General features: G+C 70.7%; 21 protein-coding genes and 1 pseudogene. 13 read left to right on the top strand and 9 right to left on the bottom strand.

Annotated elements, in window-relative coordinates:
• The first annotated feature begins 5 nt into the window (after positions 1-5).
• The 4 genes and pseudogenes from ACZ5K7_RS10945 to ACZ5K7_RS10930 form a co-directional block, all read left to right on the top strand.
• Complete coding sequence (locus tag ACZ5K7_RS10945; protein WP_351709022.1) at positions 6-488, top strand: HAD domain-containing protein; 483 nt, start codon at positions 6-8, stop codon at positions 486-488.
• 220 nt (positions 489-708) lie between these two features.
• Positions 709-1,266, top strand: coding sequence for a DUF6817 domain-containing protein (locus ACZ5K7_RS10940; protein WP_468912502.1), 558 nt, complete (start codon positions 709-711; stop codon positions 1,264-1,266).
• 250 nt (positions 1,267-1,516) lie between these two features.
• Positions 1,517-1,888, top strand: a complete 372-nt coding sequence (locus tag ACZ5K7_RS10935) for a VOC family protein (RefSeq protein ID WP_468912500.1) — start codon at positions 1,517-1,519, stop codon at positions 1,886-1,888.
• 33 nt (positions 1,889-1,921) lie between these two features.
• A pseudogene (locus ACZ5K7_RS10930) lies at positions 1,922-2,275 on the top strand (hypothetical protein); the annotation flags it as partial.
• On the opposite strand, the gene ACZ5K7_RS10925 reads toward ACZ5K7_RS10930, so the two are convergent.
• The gene (locus tag ACZ5K7_RS10925; RefSeq protein WP_468912498.1) at positions 2,238-2,741 is read right to left on the bottom strand and encodes an NUDIX domain-containing protein; all 504 of its coding nucleotides are present in this window, start codon (positions 2,739-2,741) and stop codon (positions 2,238-2,240) included. The pseudogene ACZ5K7_RS10930 and the gene ACZ5K7_RS10925 overlap by 38 nt on opposite strands.
• A gap of 201 nt (positions 2,742-2,942) precedes the next feature.
• On the opposite strand from ACZ5K7_RS10925, the gene ACZ5K7_RS10920 reads away from it, so the two are divergent.
• From ACZ5K7_RS10920 to ACZ5K7_RS10910, 3 genes are all read left to right on the top strand, one after another.
• Positions 2,943-3,446, top strand: coding sequence for a helix-turn-helix domain-containing protein (locus tag ACZ5K7_RS10920; protein ID WP_351709037.1), 504 nt, complete (start codon positions 2,943-2,945; stop codon positions 3,444-3,446).
• A gap of 77 nt (positions 3,447-3,523) precedes the next feature.
• Positions 3,524-4,168 (top strand): hypothetical protein, encoded by a 645-nt coding sequence (locus ACZ5K7_RS10915; RefSeq protein ID WP_351709040.1) that lies wholly within the window; start codon positions 3,524-3,526, stop codon positions 4,166-4,168.
• Positions 4,169-4,300: 132 nt separating this feature from the next.
• Positions 4,301-4,636 (top strand): DUF2516 family protein, encoded by a 336-nt coding sequence (locus ACZ5K7_RS10910; RefSeq protein WP_468912496.1) that lies wholly within the window; start codon positions 4,301-4,303, stop codon positions 4,634-4,636.
• Between the two features lie 154 nt (positions 4,637-4,790).
• On the opposite strand, the gene ACZ5K7_RS10905 is transcribed toward ACZ5K7_RS10910, so the two are convergent.
• The 3 genes from ACZ5K7_RS10905 to ACZ5K7_RS10895 all read right to left on the bottom strand — a co-directional run bounded on the left by ACZ5K7_RS10905 (position 4,791) and on the right by ACZ5K7_RS10895 (position 8,504).
• The gene (locus ACZ5K7_RS10905) at positions 4,791-6,104 is read right to left on the bottom strand and encodes a PP2C family protein-serine/threonine phosphatase (RefSeq protein ID WP_351709043.1); all 1,314 of its coding nucleotides are present in this window, start codon (positions 6,102-6,104) and stop codon (positions 4,791-4,793) included.
• A 309-nt stretch (positions 6,105-6,413) separates the two neighbouring features.
• A complete protein-coding gene (locus tag ACZ5K7_RS10900) occupies positions 6,414-7,523 on the bottom strand; it encodes a C40 family peptidase (protein ID WP_351709046.1) in 1,110 nt (369 codons plus the stop codon).
• A gap of 189 nt (positions 7,524-7,712) precedes the next feature.
• Positions 7,713-8,504: a class I SAM-dependent methyltransferase gene (locus ACZ5K7_RS10895; protein WP_351709049.1), complete on the bottom strand. Its 792-nt coding sequence runs from the start codon at positions 8,502-8,504 to the stop codon at positions 7,713-7,715.
• A gap of 276 nt (positions 8,505-8,780) precedes the next feature.
• On the opposite strand from ACZ5K7_RS10895, the gene mshA reads away from it, so the two are divergent.
• The 3 genes from mshA (at position 8,781) to ACZ5K7_RS10880 (ending at position 12,456) form a co-directional block, all read left to right on the top strand.
• Entirely contained in the window at positions 8,781-10,118 is a 1,338-nt protein-coding gene (mshA, locus tag ACZ5K7_RS10890; RefSeq protein ID WP_450971994.1) for a D-inositol-3-phosphate glycosyltransferase, read from the top strand.
• A complete protein-coding gene (locus tag ACZ5K7_RS10885) occupies positions 10,111-10,611 on the top strand; it encodes a type III secretion system chaperone family protein (RefSeq protein ID WP_351709055.1) in 501 nt (166 codons plus the stop codon). The genes mshA and ACZ5K7_RS10885 overlap by 8 nt, the downstream gene beginning before the upstream one ends.
• Before the next feature lie 156 nt (positions 10,612-10,767).
• Complete coding sequence (locus ACZ5K7_RS10880) at positions 10,768-12,456, top strand: glycosyl hydrolase family 28-related protein (RefSeq protein ID WP_468912492.1); 1,689 nt, start codon at positions 10,768-10,770, stop codon at positions 12,454-12,456.
• Here the strand turns inward: ACZ5K7_RS10880 and ACZ5K7_RS10875 are convergent.
• Positions 12,435-13,244: an AraC family transcriptional regulator gene (locus tag ACZ5K7_RS10875; RefSeq protein ID WP_468912490.1), complete on the bottom strand. Its 810-nt coding sequence runs from the start codon at positions 13,242-13,244 to the stop codon at positions 12,435-12,437. The two genes, ACZ5K7_RS10880 and ACZ5K7_RS10875, sit on opposite strands and share 22 nt — an antisense overlap.
• 49 nt (positions 13,245-13,293) lie before the next feature.
• Here ACZ5K7_RS10875 and ACZ5K7_RS10870 point away from each other — a divergent pair, with 49 nt between their 5' ends.
• Positions 13,294-13,779 (top strand): DUF2000 family protein, encoded by a 486-nt coding sequence (locus ACZ5K7_RS10870; protein WP_468912488.1) that lies wholly within the window; start codon positions 13,294-13,296, stop codon positions 13,777-13,779.
• Between the two features lie 140 nt (positions 13,780-13,919).
• The gene (locus ACZ5K7_RS10865; RefSeq protein ID WP_468912486.1) at positions 13,920-15,086 is read left to right on the top strand and encodes a hypothetical protein; all 1,167 of its coding nucleotides are present in this window, start codon (positions 13,920-13,922) and stop codon (positions 15,084-15,086) included.
• 79 nt (positions 15,087-15,165) lie between these two features.
• Here ACZ5K7_RS10865 and ACZ5K7_RS10860 read toward each other — a convergent pair whose 3' ends face one another.
• The gene (locus tag ACZ5K7_RS10860; protein ID WP_468912484.1) at positions 15,166-16,464 is read right to left on the bottom strand and encodes an MDR family MFS transporter; all 1,299 of its coding nucleotides are present in this window, start codon (positions 16,462-16,464) and stop codon (positions 15,166-15,168) included.
• Positions 16,465-16,629: 165 nt separating this feature from the next.
• On the opposite strand from ACZ5K7_RS10860, the gene ACZ5K7_RS10855 reads away from it, so the two are divergent.
• On the top strand, positions 16,630-17,391 hold the full coding sequence (locus ACZ5K7_RS10855) for a phosphoglyceromutase (protein ID WP_351709070.1): 762 nt from the start codon (positions 16,630-16,632) through the stop codon (positions 17,389-17,391).
• A 206-nt stretch (positions 17,392-17,597) separates the two neighbouring features.
• On the opposite strand, the gene ACZ5K7_RS10850 is transcribed toward ACZ5K7_RS10855, so the two are convergent.
• The 3 genes from ACZ5K7_RS10850 to ACZ5K7_RS10840 all read right to left on the bottom strand — a co-directional run bounded on the left by ACZ5K7_RS10850 (position 17,598) and on the right by ACZ5K7_RS10840 (position 19,903).
• On the bottom strand, positions 17,598-18,395 hold the full coding sequence (locus ACZ5K7_RS10850) for a bestrophin-like domain (protein WP_351709078.1): 798 nt from the start codon (positions 18,393-18,395) through the stop codon (positions 17,598-17,600).
• 332 nt (positions 18,396-18,727) lie between these two features.
• On the bottom strand, positions 18,728-19,204 hold the full coding sequence (locus tag ACZ5K7_RS10845) for a hypothetical protein (protein WP_351709081.1): 477 nt from the start codon (positions 19,202-19,204) through the stop codon (positions 18,728-18,730).
• Between the two features lie 171 nt (positions 19,205-19,375).
• Positions 19,376-19,903 (bottom strand): SMI1/KNR4 family protein, encoded by a 528-nt coding sequence (locus tag ACZ5K7_RS10840; protein ID WP_468912481.1) that lies wholly within the window; start codon positions 19,901-19,903, stop codon positions 19,376-19,378.
• Between the last annotated feature and the right edge of the window lie 5 nt (positions 19,904-19,908).

The following is a 19,908-nucleotide window of genomic DNA, read 5'->3' as shown; positions in this document are numbered from 1 at the left end:
CCCCGATGCTTCTCTTCCTGGACATCGACGGTCCCCTCATCCCCTTCGGCGCCCCGGAGGGCCACGCCTACCCGGTCTACGAGACCGCGCACGCCGCCCCCTCCAACCCTCTCCTCACCCGTATCGACCCGGCACTGGGCCCGCGCCTCGCCGCCCTCGGCTGCGAACTCGTCTGGGCCACCACCTGGATGGACGACGCCAACACCGCCGTCGCCCCCTGGCTGGGCCTGCCCCCGCTGCCCGTGGTGCGGTGGCCGGACGAGGACGAGCCGCCCGCCCTGCTGCACTGGAAGACGCGGCCGCTGGTGGAGTGGGCGGGGGAGCGGCCGTTCATCTGGATCGACGACGAGATCACCGAGGCCGACCGCGCCTGGGTCGCCACCCACCATCCCGGCCCGGCCCTGCTCCACCGGGTCGCCCACGAGTTCGGCCTGACGGACGCGGACTTCAGGGCCCTGGAAACCTGGCTGGCGAGCCTTCCTGGCTGACGGGCCTTCCTGGCTGACGGGCCTTTCCTGACGACCGGCCGCCAGGGACCGCGCCGTCGCGGCGGGCGAGCCATCGCGGCGGGCGTGCCGAGAACCGGGGCACCGGCGCGGGTGCGGGCCCCAGCGTGGGGAGGGATTCCGGGCGCGGGTGCGGGCCCCTGTGCGGGGGAGGGATTCCGGGCACGGGTGCCGGTCCCCGCGCCGGGGAAGGATCCCGAGCATGCCCGATCTCCCTGCCGCCGCCGCCTCCGCCCGGGCCGTCGCCCTCCTGGACGATCTCGGTGCCGCCGGGATCACCCACCCCGGAGGGACTCTCCTCGCGCACCTCCAGCGCGTCGAGGAGCAGCTCGCCGTATGGGGTGCCCGGCCCGCCCTCCGGCTCGCGGGCCTCTGCCACGCGTTCTACGGCACCGACGGCTTCCCCACCGCGCTGCTGCCCCTGAGCCGCCGTGCCGAACTCGTCGCGGTGATCGGCGCCGAGGCCGAAGCTCTGGTGTACCTCTACGGCTCGTGCGACCGGAAGGCCACCTACCCGGCGCTCGCGCAGGCCGACGCCGCCGTCCACGACCGGTTCACCGGCCGCGCCCGCGTCCCCGGCCCCGGGCCGTGCCGGGACTTCGCCGAACTGACGGCCGCCAACGAACTAGACCTCGCCGTCATCGACCCGTCCTTCCGCGAGCGGTGGGGCGCCGGCCTGCTCGCCCTGTTCACCCGCTTCCGCCCCCTGCTGAGCCAGCCGGCCTGGGAGTCCTGCCGGAGCGTGCTGGGGGAGAGGTGAGCGCGGGCGCGGTCCAGCCACCTGGGCAGGGCCCAGGCGTGGCTGCCGAGCAGGCTCAGGACCGCCGCCACGAGTGAGCCGAGGGCGAGCGCGAGCACCACGAAGGCCCACGTCTCTCTCGTTCGGGGTCCGGTCGTTTCGGGGTGCGGCAACTGCCGGACGAGGTGTTCCCTCATCCTGTTCCGAACAGCCGTGGCCGGCCACCCCTAGGCTGTTCGGCGCGGAAGTCCCCTGGCCGGCCGGAGGTGCCATGTCCCTGCAGATGAAGCTGGTGGCGATAACGCTCGACTGCCCCGACCCGCCGGCCCTGGCGGCGTTCTACCAGCAGGCCACCGGTCTTGAACCGCACCCGAAGTCCGACGCCGACTTCGCGGGTCTCAACGGTGAGCATGGCCTCTTCATCGGTTTTCAGCGGGTCGACGACTACCGGGCGCCGCGCTGGCCCGAGCAGACCGTTCCCCAGCAACTGCACCTGTGCTTCGACGTCGTGGACCTGGACGAAGCCGAGACCCGGCTGCTCGCGCTGGGCGCGGGCAAGCCGGAGCACCAGCCGCATGAGGCCGCCAGGGCGCGGGTTCTCACCGATCCGGTCGGCCACCCCTTCTGTATCTGCCGAGGTTGACCGGATGTCCTGTCCCGGCGCCGGCATGCCCACGCGAACGTCGCCCAGGCCATCGTCGATCCGCAGACGTGGCGGAAGACCCTGCGAGGAGCATACGAAGCACTGCGACCCGGCGGGCATCTGGTCTTCGAGACCCGGGACCAGGCCGGGCGCGCCTGGGAGGAGTGGAACCGTGAGGCTTCGTACGCGGTGACGGAGATCCCGGGCGTCGGCGCTGTCGAGAGCCGGGTGCGGTTGACGGAGGTGAGCGAGCCGCTGGTGACGTACGTACGCGACGCCCCTGACAGGCCGGGAAGGGAGTTCGTCTTTTGGCGTCTGCCGCGCCTATTGCAGGCAAAAACAAGCAAGGTCAGGACTGCGCGGTCCGGAACGCGAGATACCGGCTGAAGGCTTCGTGGCTGTCGGGGGTGAAGCGCCACTCCAGCAGGGCTGACCGCAGCTCCGGCTCCGTCAGCCAGCCATGCCAGGCGACCTCATCGGGATCGGGGACCACGGCATCCGGCACCACGGCTTCGTGCACGCCGAGCCAGTGAGGGCTCAAACCGCTGCGGTTGATGAACGTGAACAGCAAGCGCGGCAGCACACGAATGCCCAGCTCTTCAGCCAGCTCCCGCGCAGCGGCCTGTTCATAGGACTCACCGACATCCACGGCGCCACCGACCACGACCTCGTAGAGCCCGGGGAAGCGCGACAGCTGCTCCGACCGCCGGTGGACGAGGATCCGCCCACTCTCATCACGACACACCGTCACGGCGACCCGGTGCAGCCAATCCTCCCGGATGGCCTGCCGGCGACTGACCACCACCCCCAGCACACGATCTTGATCGTCAACACGCTCCACCAGTTCATCCACGACGCAGAGCCTGGCAGAGCCCACCGACAACGCCGTTTCCCGGCGACCCGTGGAGGGCGTCCCGAGAGCACCCGCACCGGGAGGTCGGACGCGGATGACGACAGCCGTCGCGCTCAGGCTCAGGGCCGTCCGGATACGGCGCGACACACTTTTGCAAGCGGGTGCTTGCAATTGTTAGCGAGGGTGAGGCAGGCTGGGTACATGGCATCGCTCAACGTCGGCAATCTCGGTGAGTATCTGCGCGAACAGCGGCGCAACGCGCAACTGTCGCTCAGGCAGCTCGCCGACGCCGCCGGGGTGTCCAATCCGTACCTGAGCCAGATCGAGCGCGGACTGCGCAAGCCGAGCGCGGAGGTACTCCAGCAGGTCGCGAAAGCCCTGCGGATCTCCGCCGAGACGCTGTACGTCCGCGCCGGCATCCTCGACGCCGAGCGGGATCTGAACGAGGTGGAGACCCGTGCGGTCATCCTCGCCGACCCCACCCTCGACGAGCGGCAGAAGCAGGTGCTGCTTCAGATCTACGAGTCGTTCCGGAAAGAGAACGGCTTCGGGTCGGGCGAGGAGCGCGCGAGTGCCGCCGGCGGCGAGGCCGACGGCGTGCGGGGCGACGGCAGCGAGGCCGGCAGTGACATCGGCGGTGACGCCGACAGCGACACCGGCAGTGATGCCGGCAGCGAGACCGATCCGCGGCGGACGGCCGGATGAGCCGGCCAAGCGCGCCGACCGCCGCGCCGCGGACCACAAAACCCTCAGCCGAAACCGAATCCGGGAGGACCATCACCATGGCCATCACCGACGACCTGCGCAAGACCCTCAGCGACCCGACTCCGTTCTACTTCGCCGCCGGCACCGCCGACCTCGCGCTCCAGCAGGCCAAGAAGGTCCCCGGTCTGGTCGAGCAGCTGCGCGCCGAGGCCCCGGCCCGCATCGAGGCCGTCCGCAACGCCGACCCGAAGGCCGTGCAGGAGAAGGCCGCCACCCGCGCCAAGGAGGCCGGTGCCAAGGCCAAGGAGGCGCAGGCCAGCCTCCAGGCCAGGGTCAACGACTTCATCGTCTCCCTCGACGGAGACCTCAAGAAGCTCGGCGAGTCCGCCCAGGACTTCGCGCTGCGCCAGGTCGGCGTGGCCGCCGAGTACGCCGTCAAGGCCCGCGAGACCTACGAGAAGGTCGCCGAGCACGGCGAGCAGGCCGTGAAGACCTGGCGTGGCGAGGCCGCCGACGAGATCGAGGACCTGGCCATCGCCGTCGAGGGCAAGCCCGAGCCGGTCGAGGTCAAGGCCGACGAGAAGAAGGCGGAGCAGCCGAAGGCCGCCGAGGCCAAGCCGGCCGCGGTGAAGAAGGCCCCGGTCGCCACCGCCAACGCCAAGAAGGCCCCGGCGCCCCGCAAGGCCACCCCGGCCAAGAAGACCACCCCGCCGGCCAAGTAACCGGCAGGGCGACGGGACGCACGGGTCGGGCACTCCTCGGGTGTCCGGCCCGTTATCGGGGTAGCGGGAACGGGCCGGCGGGTACGGTGGCCGGGTAAGAACAAGCCGAAACGGGTGGTGGACGTTGTGCTGATGCAGGGCTTCTCAAGTTTTCTGGGGCTGCTCTACCTCGCCATGCTGGTCCTCGCCGTGGTGGCGCTGGTCATGGCCGCGGTCTTCCGGAACGACGCGTACCGGGCCGCGGACAAGCAGAACAAGGGCTTCTGGCTGATCATCCTCGGCATCGCCGTCGCGGTGAACCTCCTGGTGCCCATGCTCTTCCTCCAGCTGGCGGGCCTGGTCGCCACGATCGTCTTCTTCGTCGACGTCCGCCCGGCCCTCAGGCAGGTCTCCGGCGGTGGCTTCGGCCGCCGAGGCGGCGGCAGCAGCAGCGACGGCCCGTACGGCCCGTACAACGGCGGCCGGTGACCCCGCGGGGCCGCGCCCGCTGAGCCCTCGCCCACGGACGCGCCCCAGAGGCAGGCCTACGGCACCCCCAACAGGCCCCCACGGCGGGCCCCCACGGCGACCGACCGAAGGCCTACGGCACCCCCCCACGGCCCCCCCCACGGCGAGCGGCCGATCAGGCCTGCCGATCCAGCAGCACCAGGGCGACGTCGTCGGTCAACTCGCCCCCGTTCATCTCCCGCACCTCGTTCACCGCCGCGCGCAGCAGCGCCTCGCCGCTGAGCCCCTCGCCCAGCTGCCGGCGCACCATCTCGACCATCCCCTCCTGACCGAGCCGCTCCCCGCCCGAGCCGATGCGGCCCTCGATCAGCCCGTCGGTGTAGAGCATCAGGCTCCACTCGGCGCCCAGCTCCACCTGCATCCGCGGCCACCGAGCCCCCCGCAGCAGCCCCAGCGCCGGCCCGTTGTTGTCGTACGGCAGCAGCTCCGCCGGCCGCCCGGGCCGGGCGATCAGCGGTGCCGGGTGACCGGCCAGGCACAGCCCGGCCCGGCGCCCGTCCGGCGCTATGTCGACCGTGCAGAGCGTCGCGAAGATCTCCTCGTCGGAGCGCTCGTGCTCCAGCACCTCCTGGAGCGTGCCCAGCAGCTCGTCGCCGCACAGCCCCGCCAGGGTCAGCGCACGCCAGGCGATCCGCAGCTCCACACCGAGCGCGGCCTCGTCCGGGCCGTGCCCGCAGACGTCACCGATCATCGCGTGCACGGTCCCGTCGGGCGTGCGCACGGTGTCGTAGAAGTCACCGCCGAGCAGCGCGCGCGAGCGGCCGGGACGGTAGCGGGCCGCGAAACGCAGCGAGGAGCCGTCCAGGAGCGGCGTGGGAAGCAGGCCCCGCTCCAGGCGACGGTTCTCCTGCGCCCGCATCCGTCCCTCCGCGAGCTTGCGCTCGACCGTGAGGGAGCGTTTGCGCTCGACGGCGTACCGGATGGCGCGGCTCAGCAGCCGGCCGTCCAGCTCGTCCCGGAAGAGGTAGTCCTGCGCGCCGACGCGCACGGCCTCGGTGCCGCGCTCGGCGTCACCGGAGGCGGTGAGCGCGAGCACGGCGTGCCGGGGCGCGAGCTGGAGCACGTGCCGGAGCACGGCGAGCTCGTCGGCGTCGTCGTCGACGCGGCCCGGCGCCGGCAGCGCCAGGTCCAGCAGGATGCAGTGGACGTCGTCGGTCAGCAGCCGCTCGGCCTCGGTGAGGTTGCGGGCGGTGCGGACGCGGATCGAGTTGCCGGACGCGTCCCGCAACTCGGGCAGCACCGGCGAACCGGCCGGATCGTCCTCGATCAGCAGCAGGGTGAGAGTGGTGCCGCCGCTGTTCGGGGCGACGGCATCCGTGCGGTTGGCCTCTTCCTTGAGGGGGCCGCCGCCCTGTGCGGGTATGGCGACCGGCGCCTGACCACTCTCCACGGCCGGGATCGCTCTCTGCCGCGGTACGGGTACGGGCATCGTGTTGGGTCCTTCCCTCCCCCCGAGGGCATGGCGGGGCGAGGGACCTCGACCCACCCGAACGGGGACCATAGCGGTACTGGCCGCCGCAACGGAATGGTGTGAGCCGCGTCGCTCTGTCTCAAGCCATTGGCATATGCCGCGTGCCGTAACGCAGTTGGACAAGAAGGCACCTCGGCGGGGATGACGAAGGTCACGTGGTGCCCGGGTTTCGAAGGGTGTTGGCGTGCACTGGGTCACATGGCACAGCTCACGAAAGGGACATCACACCCAAAGTGCATGGACGCCGGGAACGCACAGCGGGGACGGTCAGGCGTCCGGCCGTACCACCCCGAGGATCGGCATCGTCCCGGCGCCGCCGACCGACACCGTCCGCCCCGGGCGCGGGGCTTGGATGATCGCGCCGTCACCGACGTACATCGCGACATGGCTGGCGTCGTCGAAGTAGATGATCAGGTCGCCGGGGCGCATGTCCTTGACGTCGACGTGCTTGAGCTGCTTCCACTGCTCCTGCGAGGTGCGCGGGATCGGCCGCCCGGCGCTCGCCCAGGCCTGCGAGGTCAGTCCGGAGCAGTCGTACGAGTCCGGGCCCTCCGCCCCCCATACATAGGGCTTGCCGATCTGGGCGGTGGCGAACGCGACCGCCTTCCTGCCCGCCGCGGACGCCTTGCTGTGGATCTCGTCGAGTATCCCGGTGTCCAGCCAGGCGGTCTGCGCCTGGTAGGCGGCCTCCCGCTCCAGTTCGGCGAGCCGCGCCTTCTGCTTCTTCTCCAGCGTCGACTGGAGCTTCTCGGCGGCGGCGATCCGCTGCGTGATCTTCTTCTTCGCGGCGGCCTTCGCCTTGCGCCCCGCCTCCAGCCTGTTCCACTGGTCGGCCGCGTCCGCCGCGTACTGCTTCAAGTCCTGCTGGGTCTGGGTCAGTTCGCTGATCAGGCCCTTGGTGGCGCGCTCGCCCTGGAGCACCCGCCCGGCTCCGTCCAGGAACTGTGAGGGGTTGTCGCTCAGCAGCAGCTTGGCGCTGTCGGGCAGCCCGCCGGTGCGGTACTGGGCGGCCGCCGCCCGGCCCGCCCGCGCCTTCAACCCGTCGAGCTTCTGCTGCCCCTTGACGATCTTCTTGGCCAGGTCGACGATCTCGGAGGACTGCTTCTCGGCGGCCTCCTCGGCGGCGTTGTAGGCGTCGGTGGCGACGGCCGCGTCATGGTAGAGATCGTCCAGTTTCTCCCGTACGGCCTCAAGGTCCTTGTCGGGCGGGACAGTCACGGAGGCGCTGGGGGAACCGCTCGGGGAGGGCGTGGGGCTCGGTGCCGCGAACGCCGCGCCGGGGGCGGCCAGTACGGTCACCGCGCAGACCACGGTCACGGCCACTGCCAGGATGCCGCGGCGCCCACCCGCCCGGACGCCGTACTTGTCCGGTCCCATGACCCGACCCCCCCCCAAACCTGATTAACCGTCAGTAACTTCCGACACGGGGAGGATCGTGCCATGTCACGCCGCAAACCGACAGAGGTAGTGACGGGTGGGTTCCTCCCCTGTTTCCCCCCGGGCATGACGATCTCCCCGCCTGTGTGACGAACACCTCACCGAGATCGTTCCCGGCGCTCGCCGGCGTCAGGCCGAGGGCGCCAACGCCTCCCATGCCACGGTCACTTCCCCCTGCCGCCAGCGCACCGCCGAGTCCGTCACCGGCCAGTCGCCGGTCAGATCCCGCACCGCCCGGATCCACCGCTGCCGGGCGCCGTACGACGCGTAGGGCGCGGCGGCCGCCCAGGCGCGGTCGAAGTCCCGCAGGAACGCGTGCACCGGCTCGCCCGGCACATTGCGGTGGATCAGCGCCTTCGGCAGCCGTTCGGCGAGGTCCGACGGCCGTTCCAGGGAGCCGAGCCGGGTCGCGAAGGTCACCGTCCGGGGCCCCTCGGGCCCGAGCGCGACCCACACATGGCGTCGCCCGATCTCGTCACAGGTCCCCTCGACCAGCAGCCCGTCCGGCGCGAGCCGCGCACGCAGCCGTGCCCAGACGGCGGCGACCTCGCGCTCGTCGTACTGCCGCAGCACGTTGGCCGCGCGAACGAGCAACGGCCGCCCGGGGACCGGGATCTCGAACCCGCCGTGCCGGAAGACCAGCCCGTCCCGCTCGTACGGCCGCGCGGCGGCGACCCGGTCGGGCTCGATCTCGATCCCGACGACCCGCGCGCGCGGCGCGACGGTACGCAGCCGCCCGAGCAACTCGACGGCGGTCCAGGGCGCGGCGCCGTAACCGAGGTCGACGGCCACGGGGTCGACGGCGCGACGCAACGCGGCCCCGTGCGTGGCGGCGATCCACCGGTCCATACGGCGCAGCCGATTGGGGTTCGTGGTCCCGCGCGTCACCGTTCCCACGGGGCGGGAGGCGCGGGTAGTCATGGAGACGAGGGTAAGCGTGAGCGCCCCTTCAGGGGCGCGGGGCTGTGCTCATGTGCGGCTGCCGCCGCGTGGGCGCGCTCAGCCCCCACCGGCCCGCGCCCAGGCCCGCAACCGAACCCCTACGCATCCCACCCTCGAACGGTTGAGCGACCGCGGGCAACGTGTCGGTAAAATCGACCACCCCTGGAATGGGAATACTCCCCTCCGCGTTGCATCCCGTTGGAGGGCAGTCGATGTCCTCCCACCGGCATGCCCGCACCGAGAGAGGACCGCCACGTGAGCCAGTACGTCAGCAGGCTCGGGCGCCGCTCCCCGTCGACTGCCTCCCGGCTCCGCCGGGCCCGTAGGCCCCGCCGCGTCGCCATGCTCTCCGTGCACACCTCACCGCTCCACCAGCCCGGCACCGGCGACGCCGGCGGCATGAACGTCTACATCGTCGAGCTCGCGCAGCGCCTCGCCGCGATCAACATCGAGGTCGAGATCTTCACCCGGGCCACCTCCGGCGGCCTCCCGCCGACCGTCGAACTCGCCCCCGGCGTCCTCGTCCGGCACGTCGACGCCGGCCCCTACGAGGGCCTCGCCAAGGAGGACCTCCCGGCCCAGCTGTGCGCCTTCACGCACGGCGTGATGCAGGCCTGGGCCGGCCACCGCCCCGGCTACTACGACCTCGTCCACTCGCACTACTGGCTCTCCGGCCACGTCGGCTGGCTCGCCGCCCAGCGCTGGGGCGTCCCCCTGGTGCACGCGATGCACACCATGGCCAAGGTCAAGAACGCCAGCCTGGCCGACGGCGACACCCCCGAGCCCGCCGCCCGCGTGATCGGCGAGACCCAGATCGTGTCCGCGGCCGGCCGCCTCATCGCCAACACCTCCGAAGAGGCCGACGAACTCGTACGCCACTACTGTGCCGACCCCGCCAAGGTCGCCGTCGTCCACCCCGGCGTGAACCTGGAACGCTTCCGCCCCGCCGACGGCCGCGCCGCCGCCCGCGCCCGCCTGGACCTCCCGCAGGACGCCCTGATCCCGCTCTTCGCGGGCCGCATCCAGCCCCTGAAGGCCCCCGACGTGCTGCTCAGGGCCGTGGCCGTGCTCCTCGACGAGCGGCCCGAGCTGCGCTCCCGGATCGTCGTGCCGATCGTCGGCGGCCCCAGTGGCAGCGGCCTCGCCAAGCCTGAGGGCCTGCAGAAGCTGGCCGCGCGGCTCGGTGTCGCGGACGTCGTCCGCTTTCGGCCGCCGGTCGGCCAGGAGCAGCTGGCGGACTGGTTCCGGGCGGCCTCCGTGCTGGTCATGCCGTCCTACAGCGAGTCCTTCGGCCTGGTGGCGATAGAGGCGCAGGCGGCCGGCACCCCCGTACTCGCCGCCTCGGTCGGCGGGCTGCCGGTTGCCGTACGGGACGGCGAGACCGGCTTCCTGGTGCGCGGTCACGATCCCGCCGACTACGCGCGCGTGCTGCGCCGTTTCGCCGACGACCCGTCCCTGGCGGACCGTTTCGGCAACGCCGCCGCCCGGCACGCCCTGTCGTTCGGCTGGGACACCGCGGCGGCCGCCACCGCCGACGTCTACATGGCCGCGACCCAGTCCCACCGCCGTCGCGTACGCTCGGCCCATGGGTGATGTGGACAAGGCCGCGCAGGTCATCGAGGGGGTCCTGAAGGACGCCGAACTGGAGTGGGAGAGTCCCGGGCCCGGCAACTACGTCGTACAGCTCCCCGGCACCCGCAAGCTGAAGACGACCCTCTCCCTCCTGGTCGGCCGCCACTCCCTCTCCCTGAACGCCTTCGTCATCCGGCACCCCGACGAGAACGAGCCGGCCGTCCACCGCTGGCTCCTGGAGCGCAACCTCAAGCTGTACAGCGTGAGTTACGCCGTCGACCGCCTCGGCGACATCTACGTGACCGCCAGGCTGCCGCTCGCCTCCGTCACCCCCGACGAGATCGACCGCCTGCTCGGCCAGGTGCTGGAGGCCGCGGACGGCGCCTTCAACACCCTCCTGGAGCTGGGCTTCGCCGCCGCGATCCGCAAGGAGTACGCGTGGCGTGTGTCCCGGGGCGAGTCGACGCGGAATCTGGACGCGTTCACGCACCTGATCGAACGCCCCGCTGACTGACTTCAGGTCCAGACCTGATTGACCCCTGCACGACTCTTTCGAGGTGACAGGGTGCCATGGCATGCTCACCGCCGACGCACATATGAACGTCGTTCACAACCATGAAACGTGGCCAGGAGAACCGGCAGGAAAGTCGCCATGGGAAGGACGTACGGAATGAGCACCGCCGGAATGAACAGCGCGCACCACGGCATGACAAGACGGAGCCTGCTCGCCGGTGCCACCGCGGTCGCCGCGACCGCCGTCGTGGGCATCCCCGCCCGGGCGTCGGCCACCACCGTCGGGGCCTCGGGCGGCGAAGTCCCGTCCCTCTGGCGGGAGTTCACCCACACCCCCTTCACCCACCCGCAGATCCCGTACGTCGGCCGGGCCGGAGCGGCACGGATCCGCCGCCTTCCCGTGGTGGCCGACGTCCGCGCGTACGGCGCGGTGGCCGACGGCGTCACCGACTGCGCCCCCGCGATCAACCGTGCCATCGCCGCTGCCGCCAGGGCCGGCGGTGGCACGGTCACCATCCCGCCCGGCACCTTCCGCATCGACGGCCTGGTCCACCTCGCCTACGACCACGTGGTGCTGCGCGGCGCCGGCAGCGGCCGTACGACGCTGTACGCGACGAAAAACCTCACCGAGCTGATCGGCCCGTACGGCTCCCGCTACGGCGGCACGAAGTCGGCCTGGTCCTGGGCGGGCGGCCTGATCTGGCTGGCGCCCAAGGCCCGTTGGGACTCCCTGACCGCCGCGATCGAGGCGCAGGACTGGCCGTTCGAGGGCTGGACCGGCAACAAGCGGGACGAGTGGGAGCAGTTGACGCCGGTCGCCCCCGCCCGCCGGGGCGAGTGGACGGTCACCGTCACCGACCCGTCCCGGCTGCGCCCCGGCCGCCTGGTCCTGCTGCGCGTCTCCGACGACTCCGCCCACACCCTCCTCCAGCACATGTCCGGCGACGGCCCGGGCCCGGCCGCGTACTACTGGGAGGACAAGACCAAGCTGCTGTCCTACGTCCCCTACGAATGGCCCGTCCGCGTCACCGCCGTACGGGGACACCGGGTGACGCTGGAGCGCCCGCTCCCGGTCGACCTGCGCCCCGAATGGAACCCGCAGCTCACCACCCACGTCCCCGAACTGACCGGATCCGGGGTCGAGGGGCTCACCCTGGACGTGGTCGAGACCCCACAGTCCCCGCACCTCCTCGACAAGGGCTACAACGGGGTCGTCCTGCAGTGCGCGTACGACTGCTGGGTGGACGACGTCACGGTCCGCAACGTCGACAACGGCTTCGGCCTGGTCGCCGCCTCCGCCTGCACCCTGCGCCGCACCCGGGTCGGCGGCCGGGGCGAACACCACCCCTACTTCTGCCGCGAGGGCTCGCACGACAACCTGATCGAGGACTTCACGGTCGAACAGCGCACGGTCCCGGCCCCCTCCGACACCCAGCTCCACGGCATCAACGTCGAGGGCCTGTCCTCGCACAACGTGTGGTCGCGCGGCGAGATGCAGATGGGCACCTTCGACTCCCACCGCGGCCTGCCCTTCGCCAACGTCCGCACCGACATCACGGTGGACAACAACGGCCGGCACGGCGGCGACGCCAACGCGGGGCCGCTGTTCGGGGCACGGTTCACGCACTGGAACGTCCGCGTGACCAACGGGCGCGCGGGCCTGATGCGCCTCGACGGCCTCGCCCCCTGGTCCGCGACGGTCGGCCTGAACGAGGTGACCGACTTCGACCAGATCGACGTACCGGACTTCACCGGCGACCTGCACTCCCGCCTTGAGCTGTACGGGACGTGGGACGCGGTGCGGCCGCGGAACCTGTACGAGGCTCAGCGCGCGCTGTCCCGGTAGCGCCCCGGGGTCACCCCCACCAGCTTCCTGAAGTGCCGGGTGAGATGGGCCTGGTCGTAGAAGCCGGTGACGGTCGCCGTCTCGCCGGGCGGGACGCCGTCGAGCAGCAGCCGGCGGGCGCGGCCGACCCGGCGGGACATCAGGTACTGGTGCGGGGCGATGCCGTACGCGCCGCTGAACGCCCGTACCAGGTGGGCCGGGTGGGCGTGCAGCAGCCGTGCGGCCTCGTCCAGGGCGAGCCCCTCGCCGACCCGCTCGTCGAGGAGTCCGCGCAGGGCGCCGGCGAGGGCCGGGTCGGGGGGCCTCGGTGATGCCGTGAGCCGCGGGCGGAGCAGGGTGCGCAGCCGCTCGCCGATGAGGGTGAGCCGGCTCTCGGCCTCCAGTTCGTCGCCGGGGCGGGCGAGCGAGGCGTGCAGCTGGCCGACGCGGCGCCGCAGCAGCGGGTCGCGCAGGTCGGGTCCGTCGACGGCCGCGCCGATGAGCTCGTCCCCGAGGAGGGTGCCGTCCAGGTAGACCACGCGCTTGCGGAAGCCGTCCGCCGTGGCCGGGGAGCCGTTGTGCGGGACGTGCGGCGGCAGCAGGGACACGGTGTCGTCCGGGGTGCCGTGCTCATGCCGTTCGAGGTCGTACCGTACGGCGCCGTCGTCCACGATGAGCAGCGTCCAGGCGTCATGGACGTGCATCGGATACGCGTACTCGGTGAAGTGCGCGTGGAAGACCTCGGTGACGCCCGGGACACGGGGGCGCCAGGCGGTGACTTCCTCCGTGAGGTGCTGCCGGGCGGCCATGCAAAGAACGTACAAGACGAAGCCGTACGACGATCGGCAGTCTCATGGCATGAGCACTGAACCCATCGCGCCGCCCACCCCCTCCGACGTCCCTTCCGACGTCCGTTCCGAGGTCCGCTCCGACGTTCGCTTCGACACCAAGATCGCTGTGCTGCTGCGGGACGACCTGGAGCCCTGGCAGCGTCTCAATGTCACCGCGTTCCTGGTCAGCGGCCTGGGCGCGACGGTCCCCGAGGTGATCGGGGAGCCGTACGAGGACGCCGACGGGGTGGCGTACCTGCCGATGTTCCGGCAGCCGGTGCTGGTCTTCGAGGGCACGAAGGAGACGATGAAGGCGGCGCACGAGCGGGCGCTGAGCCGGGCGCTGCCCCGGGCCGTGTTCACCGCGGACCTGTTCGCCACCGGCAACGACCGCGACAACCGAGCGGCCGTCCGGGCGGTACCGACGGCGGAGCTGGACCTGGTGGGGCTCGCGGTGTACGGGCCGCGGAACGGGGTGGACAAGGTACTGAAGGGGGCGCGGATGCATCCGTGAGGCCGGAGGTATCCGTGTGGCCGGAGGTATCCATCCGTGTACCGGCGGACTGGGCCGGTTGGAGGAATCACATGGCGTGACCGGGTGATCTGATCATCACACTCGGCCCCTTCCCCTGACGAACGACGCATCTGACTGTCATGCGACTCATCAGATTCAGCGGCATGGCAGCGGTGGCGGCGGCGGTCGTCACGAGCGTGACGGGCGTGACGGCCGGGGCGGCGATCGCCGGGGGCCAGGATGACGGGACGCAGGTTCCCTGTAGCACGACGGCACTGACCACTGCCATCGTCGCGGCGTCACCGGGCGAGACGCTCTCCCTCGCCCGAGACTGCACCTACCATCTGACCTCTGTCTTTGACAGCAGCGGTGAGGGTCTGCCACCCATCGCCCAGAGCCTCACGATCCGGGGCAACGGTGCCACGATCGTCCGCGACGGACTCGGGACCGCCTCGTTCCGGATCTTCCGTGTCACTTCCGGCGGCAACCTCCGTCTGGAGGACCTCACCGTCCGCGGCGGGCGCACCAGCGGCAACGGCGGGGGCATTCTGGTCGACTCCGGCGGCAGACTCACGCTGGTCGGCGTTCAAGTGATCGACAACACTTCCTTGAACAACAGCGGTGGTGGTGTGGCGGTGTCGACGGGCGCCACGGCGGTCGTACGGCGTGGCTGGCTCGCCTTCAACAACGCCATCAGCGGTGCCGGGCTGTACAACAGGGGCACGCTGAGCGTGGATGACTCCGAGTTCAGCCGCAATCACGCCCGGACCGTCGGCGGAGCTCTCTTCCTGGACGCCGGCAACGCCTTCGTGCACGCGAGCGTCGTCAGGCGCAACACCTCGGCGACCAGCGGCGGCGGCCTCACCAACAGCGGCACCGCATCGCTGGAGGTCAGCGAAAGCAAGATCACGAACAACACGACCACCGGTGACGAGGGCGGCGGAATCCAGAACCTGTCGAAGCTGAGGCTGGAGAAGACCGAGGTCAGCGGCAACGTCGTCGGAGGCACGGCGGGCGTCGGCGGTGGTGTCTACAACGCCACCGGCAGCGCCGTGCTCGTCCTGAAGGGCAGCGAGGTCCTCCGCAACAGCGCGAACGGCCCCGGCAACTCCCAGGCCGGCGGCATCTACAACGACGCCGGATCGGTCACCCTCGACCACACCAACGTCCGCAACAACGCCTCCACGACGGCCCCCGGAGGCGTCTTCACGACCAACCCGTTCACGGTCATCGCATCGAGCATCACCCGCAACATCCCGACGAACTGCGCGGGAAGCCCCACCGTGGTGACGGGCTGCACGAACTGAGGCGGCCGGGTCGGGCCTTGTGGACCGGGCCTTGTGGACCGGGCCTCTTGGGCAGGGGCGAGGACAGGGCGCGTGCCGGTCAGGCGCGCGCCTCGACCTCGACCGCGCCCTTCGTGACCGGGGCGCGCTCCTCCGGCCCGTGCTCCTCCGGCAGCCGCCGCATGAGAACGCCGTACCCGACCGCCGCCGCCGTCCCCACGACCGCGCACACCCCCCACAGCCACCCTGCCCCGAACCGGTCGATGACGACACCGGACATCAGCGGCGCGATGAGCGCGGCGGCGGACCAGGACAACGAGTACATGCCCTGATAGCGCCCCCGCCCGTGCACCGGCGAGAGCCGTACCACCAGCCCCGTCTGGGTCGGCGCGTTGACGATCTCGGCGAGCGTCCACACGCACACGGTGAGCGCGAAGACCCCGACAGATCCGGCGAAGGCGGTGAGCCCGAACCCGTACCCCGCGAGGAGGGAGGAGACGACGAGCAGCGACCGCGGGTCACGGTGCTCGATGACCCGCGTGACGGGAATCTGGAGTACGACGATCAGCACGCCGTTCACCGCGATGGCCATGCCGTAGTCGGCGGGCGAGAACCCGGCCTCGCCCATCGCCACCGGCAGTCCGACGGACCCCTGCTGGAAGACCAGGGCGACAAGGAAGGACAGCCCGACGACGGCCATGTACCGCCCGTCACGCACCACGGTCCCGAGACTGACCGCGCCGCCCTTGGTGCCGCCCCGCTTGGCGCTGCCCTCCTTGGCGCTGCCCTCCTTGGCGGCGAGCTCCGGCCGTGACTCGGGCACCTTGGCGAAGACGAGGACGGCACAGACGGCCGTCATCCCGGCCTCGATCAGGAACCCGGCGCGGTAGCTGACCTGGGCGATGAACCCGGCCCCCATGGACGACACGGCGAACCCGAGATTGATCGCCCAGTAGTTCAGCGAGAACGCCCGCACCCGGTCCTGCGGCCGCACGATGTCGGCCATCATCGCCTGCACGGCCGGCCGGGACGCGTTGGAGGCCATGCCGACGAGGAAGGCGACGCCGGCGATGGCGACGGGATCCTGCACGAACCCGAGCAGCGCGACGGCCCCCGCGGTGGAGCCCTGGGCGAGAAGCATGGTCGGCCGCCGCCCCAGCCGGTCGGCCATCACCCCGCCACCCAGGGCGGAGACCACCCCTCCCAGTCCGTGCAGGGAGGCGACGAGCCCGGCGTAGGAGGCGCTGTACCCACGGTCCAGCGTCAGATAGAGGGCCATGAACGTGGCGACGAAGGCGCCCAGCCGGTTGACGAGGGTGCTGGTCCACAGCCACCAGAACTCACGGGGCAGACCGGAGACGGTCTCCCGGACGGCGCGCCGCAGGGCGACGGACGGCATGGCTCCCCCAGGACAAGGTGTAAGTGACGCAAGGAATGATCGGACATTACTTAAGCGGCGCTCACCTGAGCCACTCAATTAACAAAAGCAGTCAACTGTCCGACGTCTGGGACGCCCTCCGGGCGCGGGCACTCCGCCCCGAACACGTGGATTACGCTCTGACCCATGGCCGACGCACCGTACAAGCTGATCCTCCTCCGCCACGGCGAGAGCGAGTGGAACGCGAAGAACCTGTTCACCGGCTGGGTGGACGTCAACCTCAACGAGAAGGGCGAGAAGGAGGCGGTCCGCGGTGGCGAACTCCTGAAGGACGCCGACCTCCTCCCCGACGTGGTCCACACGTCGCTCCAGAAGCGCGCGATCCGCACGGCACAGCTCGCCCTCGAGGCGGCCGATCGCCACTGGATCCCGGTCCACCGCAGCTGGCGCCTGAACGAGCGCCACTACGGCGCCCTCCAGGGCAAGGACAAGGCGCAGACCCTCGCGGAGTTCGGCGAGGAGCAGTTCATGCTCTGGCGCCGCTCGTACGACACCCCGCCCCCGCCGCTGGACCGCGACGCCGAGTACTCCCAGTTCGACGACCCGCGCTACGCCACGCTGCCGCCGGAGCTGCGCCCGCAGACGGAGTGCCTGAAGGACGTCGTCGTCCGCATGCTCCCGTACTGGTTCGACGGCATCGTCCCCGACCTCCTGACCGGCCGCACGGTCCTGGTCGCCGCCCACGGCAACAGCCTGCGCGCACTGGTCAAGCACCTCGACGGCATCTCGGACGCCGACATCGCGTCCCTGAACATCCCGACGGGCATCCCCCTCTACTACGACCTCGACACCGACTTCAAGCCACTGACCCCCGGCGGCCGCTACCTTGACCCGGACGCGGCGGCAGCAGCGATCGAGGCAGTCAAGAACCAGGGTAAGAAGAAGTAACCCGCCACAATCAAGGCCCCTGCCTGCGGTTTCTCCGCTGGAAGGGGCCTTGTCCGTGTGCTGGGGCCGCATCTTCCCGGGGCACGCCGTCGAGAATCAGGGCAGGAACCTGCGCTGCCAGAGCAGGCCAGGGCATTGATCGATTGGGCGGCCGCAGGTCATGGCAGCCGGTGACCAGTTGTCAGCGCACTGATCGCGCCCGCCGCCTACGGCACGCCGTCGAAGAAGCCGGATTTCAGGTCCCCGATGATGGCGTCGAGCGGATGCCCACTGACGATGAACGGGCCGCTCCAGGGCGCGCTGAGTGCGAAGAGCAACGCCAGGCTCAGTCCGACCACACTCGCAACCCCTACGATGAGCAGCGACGTTCGCAGACTGCTGCGGAAGACCAGTGCGCCGGAGTTCACGATCAAGGCCAGTCCGCTGACCACAAGCGTGACGATGTAGAGCGCTGGAACTTCGCGCGAGGCAGCCGCAACGCGGGCGCGACGACTAGTGGTGACGCCGTCCAGGGAAGCCACCAGCTCCGTGCCTGTCGGGATTCCCACCTCGGGCCGGGCCGCCTCGGTGCGCACACTGCGCTCCAACCGGGCGATCGCATGGGCGGTGGCAGGGTCGTCACCGGACGCCGCTTCTGTACCCTTCCACTCTCTGGCACGCGTGGTCTGCAAGTAGTCCAGCAGTGCCGCATGGATCGGCTCCGACTGGACTTGCGGACTTGTCGCCGCCCATGCCAAGCGGGAGGACGCGGCCGCCTCATCGCTGACCAACCCCTCGGCTGCCCGTAGGTAGCCGGCCTCGCTGGCCAGTGAGAGTGCTGCGAAGATCGCGAAGGCGGCGCCGAGTGTCGGCATCAGGGGCGTCGCGATCTGCGGCACCCGATCCCGTTCACCGGCCGGTACGAGCGCCCGGACGCCGACCCGCGCCACTGCCGCAACCAGCAAGGCAAGTAGGAGACCGCCCACAACCAGCACCACCGCCGGCAGCGAGGTCAACCAGTTCACCACATCACCTACAGGCGTTCCCGCGAGCGCCCCACGGCGGCGGCATATCGGGCCCCGCGACCTGAAGCTCCTCGTCGATCACTTCTCATGAACGCTCCATGATCACAGGTCGAAGACCTCTGACCCTCGCGACGCCCGGCACGACCTCTCTTTTCATTTGTCAAACAGCCGAATTCGACTCAGCACGAGGCCGTATCGACAACGACCGTCGTTCAGCCGAAACCGGAAGCCCACACAGTTGGAAGCGGCTGAGGCGTTGCACGGCCTGCGCCCGCCCCGTCGTATTGCGGAGCTACGGATCAGAAGGTGCCCGTGCCGGGCGAGCAGCCGGCTTACACAGGCGCCTGCTCGCCGCGGCTGCGCAGAAGGTCCGCAGCAGCCAGGCGCATGTCTCGTTCGATGGCGGCACGCTCGTTTGGCCAGTCTTCCCAGTTGCTCCACAGCCCACAGAAAAGGTCGACCAGTTCGATCGCGGCATCCGTTCGTTCCAGATGGCAGGCGCACCAGTAGATCTCATTGCTGGCCTCGTAATGGGTCAGGGAGCCAGTCAGCATCCCCCGCGCCGCATCGAGCATTCGCTCCCACCAGGCGTCCGAGACTCCGGGAACGGGACGGCCCAGCTCGGCCATGGCCTGTACGAAGAGATCTCGGATGTCGGCCGGGGGGTCCCGTCGAGAGAAGCCTGCCAGCTCGACCAACGCGGGGCTGTCGAGGCCATCAGCCACCGCCAGTGCAGCGATCATCGGCAGGTCCTCGGTGGGCTGCTCTCCAAGGGCCATGTTCACCGCTGCACGGCCTAGGCGATCCATGGGGGCACGCTAGCGCTCCCCCCGATACGGCTGCCAAGAGGTTTCCAGGTAGGACGCCAACCGAGGTACGCCACGGGACTTGCCGCCCTTCGGGGGCACTCGCTCAGACTTCGATGAGACGTGACCAGCCCGGGACGCCCAGGTTGGGGGCCAAGCAGAGTGAGGCACCGGTCAGCGGCAGAGCTGCATGATGGTGTCGTCGAAGCCCGGGAACTCTCGGGTCGCCTGCTCGATGACGGCGGCCGCGGGCTGCCTGTGGTCGGCCGCGAACAGTTCGGCGACGGCCGCCAGTTCCTGGTTGTGACGCGGGGTCCAATCGGGCTCGTACGAAGTGGCCGCCTCCCAGGGGCCGTACCCCCCGGCCAGGAGCCACAAGAAGGCACCCAGATCGCGTGCTACGACGCCGGTCTCGCCCTCGGAACCGAGAAAGACCACAGGCTGGTCGACGAGCGGGCGGTCCGGGCGGATGAGCCACAGGGCCGCGTATCCGCCCGAGCCGTCCTTGCCGAACACACGGAAACTGTCCCCATCCAGCTCCGCGTTACCCGTCCAGGCGCGGAACCAGTCAGTGGTCTCCTCACCGGTCAGGAAGGCCGGGAAGGGCTCGAAGTCCACACCGTTGCCGTCGTCATAGTCGAACGGGAGCACGAGTGCGGCGGCGAGGGCCTCAGGGAATCGTCGATCGTCGGTAGGAGTCACGCGGT

The sequence above is a fragment of the Streptomyces sp. NPDC031497 genome (assembly GCF_055580905.1).
This window is presented reverse-complemented; position numbering and strand designations above follow the sequence as displayed.

What these genes read in the sequence shown, in the direction of transcription:
- ACZ5K7_RS10945 (WP_351709022.1), top strand. Translation starts at nt 6, where the DNA reads ATGCTTCTCTTCCTGGACATCGACGGTCCCCTCATCCCCTTCGGCGCC.
- ACZ5K7_RS10940 (WP_468912502.1), top strand. Translation starts at nt 709, where the DNA reads ATGCCCGATCTCCCTGCCGCCGCCGCCTCCGCCCGGGCCGTCGCCCTC.
- ACZ5K7_RS10935 (WP_468912500.1), top strand. Translation starts at nt 1,517, where the DNA reads ATGTCCCTGCAGATGAAGCTGGTGGCGATAACGCTCGACTGCCCCGAC.
- ACZ5K7_RS10920 (WP_351709037.1), top strand. Translation starts at nt 2,943, where the DNA reads ATGGCATCGCTCAACGTCGGCAATCTCGGTGAGTATCTGCGCGAACAG.
- ACZ5K7_RS10915 (WP_351709040.1), top strand. Translation starts at nt 3,524, where the DNA reads ATGGCCATCACCGACGACCTGCGCAAGACCCTCAGCGACCCGACTCCG.
- ACZ5K7_RS10910 (WP_468912496.1), top strand. Translation starts at nt 4,301, where the DNA reads ATGCAGGGCTTCTCAAGTTTTCTGGGGCTGCTCTACCTCGCCATGCTG.
- ACZ5K7_RS10905 (WP_351709043.1), bottom strand. Translation starts at nt 6,104, where the DNA reads ATGCCCGTACCCGTACCGCGGCAGAGAGCGATCCCGGCCGTGGAGAGT.
- ACZ5K7_RS10900 (WP_351709046.1), bottom strand. Translation starts at nt 7,523, where the DNA reads ATGGGACCGGACAAGTACGGCGTCCGGGCGGGTGGGCGCCGCGGCATC.
- ACZ5K7_RS10895 (WP_351709049.1), bottom strand. Translation starts at nt 8,504, where the DNA reads ATGACTACCCGCGCCTCCCGCCCCGTGGGAACGGTGACGCGCGGGACC.
- ACZ5K7_RS10885 (WP_351709055.1), top strand. Translation starts at nt 10,111, where the DNA reads ATGGGTGATGTGGACAAGGCCGCGCAGGTCATCGAGGGGGTCCTGAAG.
- ACZ5K7_RS10880 (WP_468912492.1), top strand. Translation starts at nt 10,768, where the DNA reads ATGAGCACCGCCGGAATGAACAGCGCGCACCACGGCATGACAAGACGG.
- ACZ5K7_RS10875 (WP_468912490.1), bottom strand. Translation starts at nt 13,244, where the DNA reads ATGGCCGCCCGGCAGCACCTCACGGAGGAAGTCACCGCCTGGCGCCCC.
- ACZ5K7_RS10870 (WP_468912488.1), top strand. Translation starts at nt 13,294, where the DNA reads ATGAGCACTGAACCCATCGCGCCGCCCACCCCCTCCGACGTCCCTTCC.
- ACZ5K7_RS10865 (WP_468912486.1), top strand. Translation starts at nt 13,920, where the DNA reads ATGCGACTCATCAGATTCAGCGGCATGGCAGCGGTGGCGGCGGCGGTC.
- ACZ5K7_RS10860 (WP_468912484.1), bottom strand. Translation starts at nt 16,464, where the DNA reads ATGCCGTCCGTCGCCCTGCGGCGCGCCGTCCGGGAGACCGTCTCCGGT.
- ACZ5K7_RS10855 (WP_351709070.1), top strand. Translation starts at nt 16,630, where the DNA reads ATGGCCGACGCACCGTACAAGCTGATCCTCCTCCGCCACGGCGAGAGC.
- ACZ5K7_RS10845 (WP_351709081.1), bottom strand. Translation starts at nt 19,204, where the DNA reads ATGGATCGCCTAGGCCGTGCAGCGGTGAACATGGCCCTTGGAGAGCAG.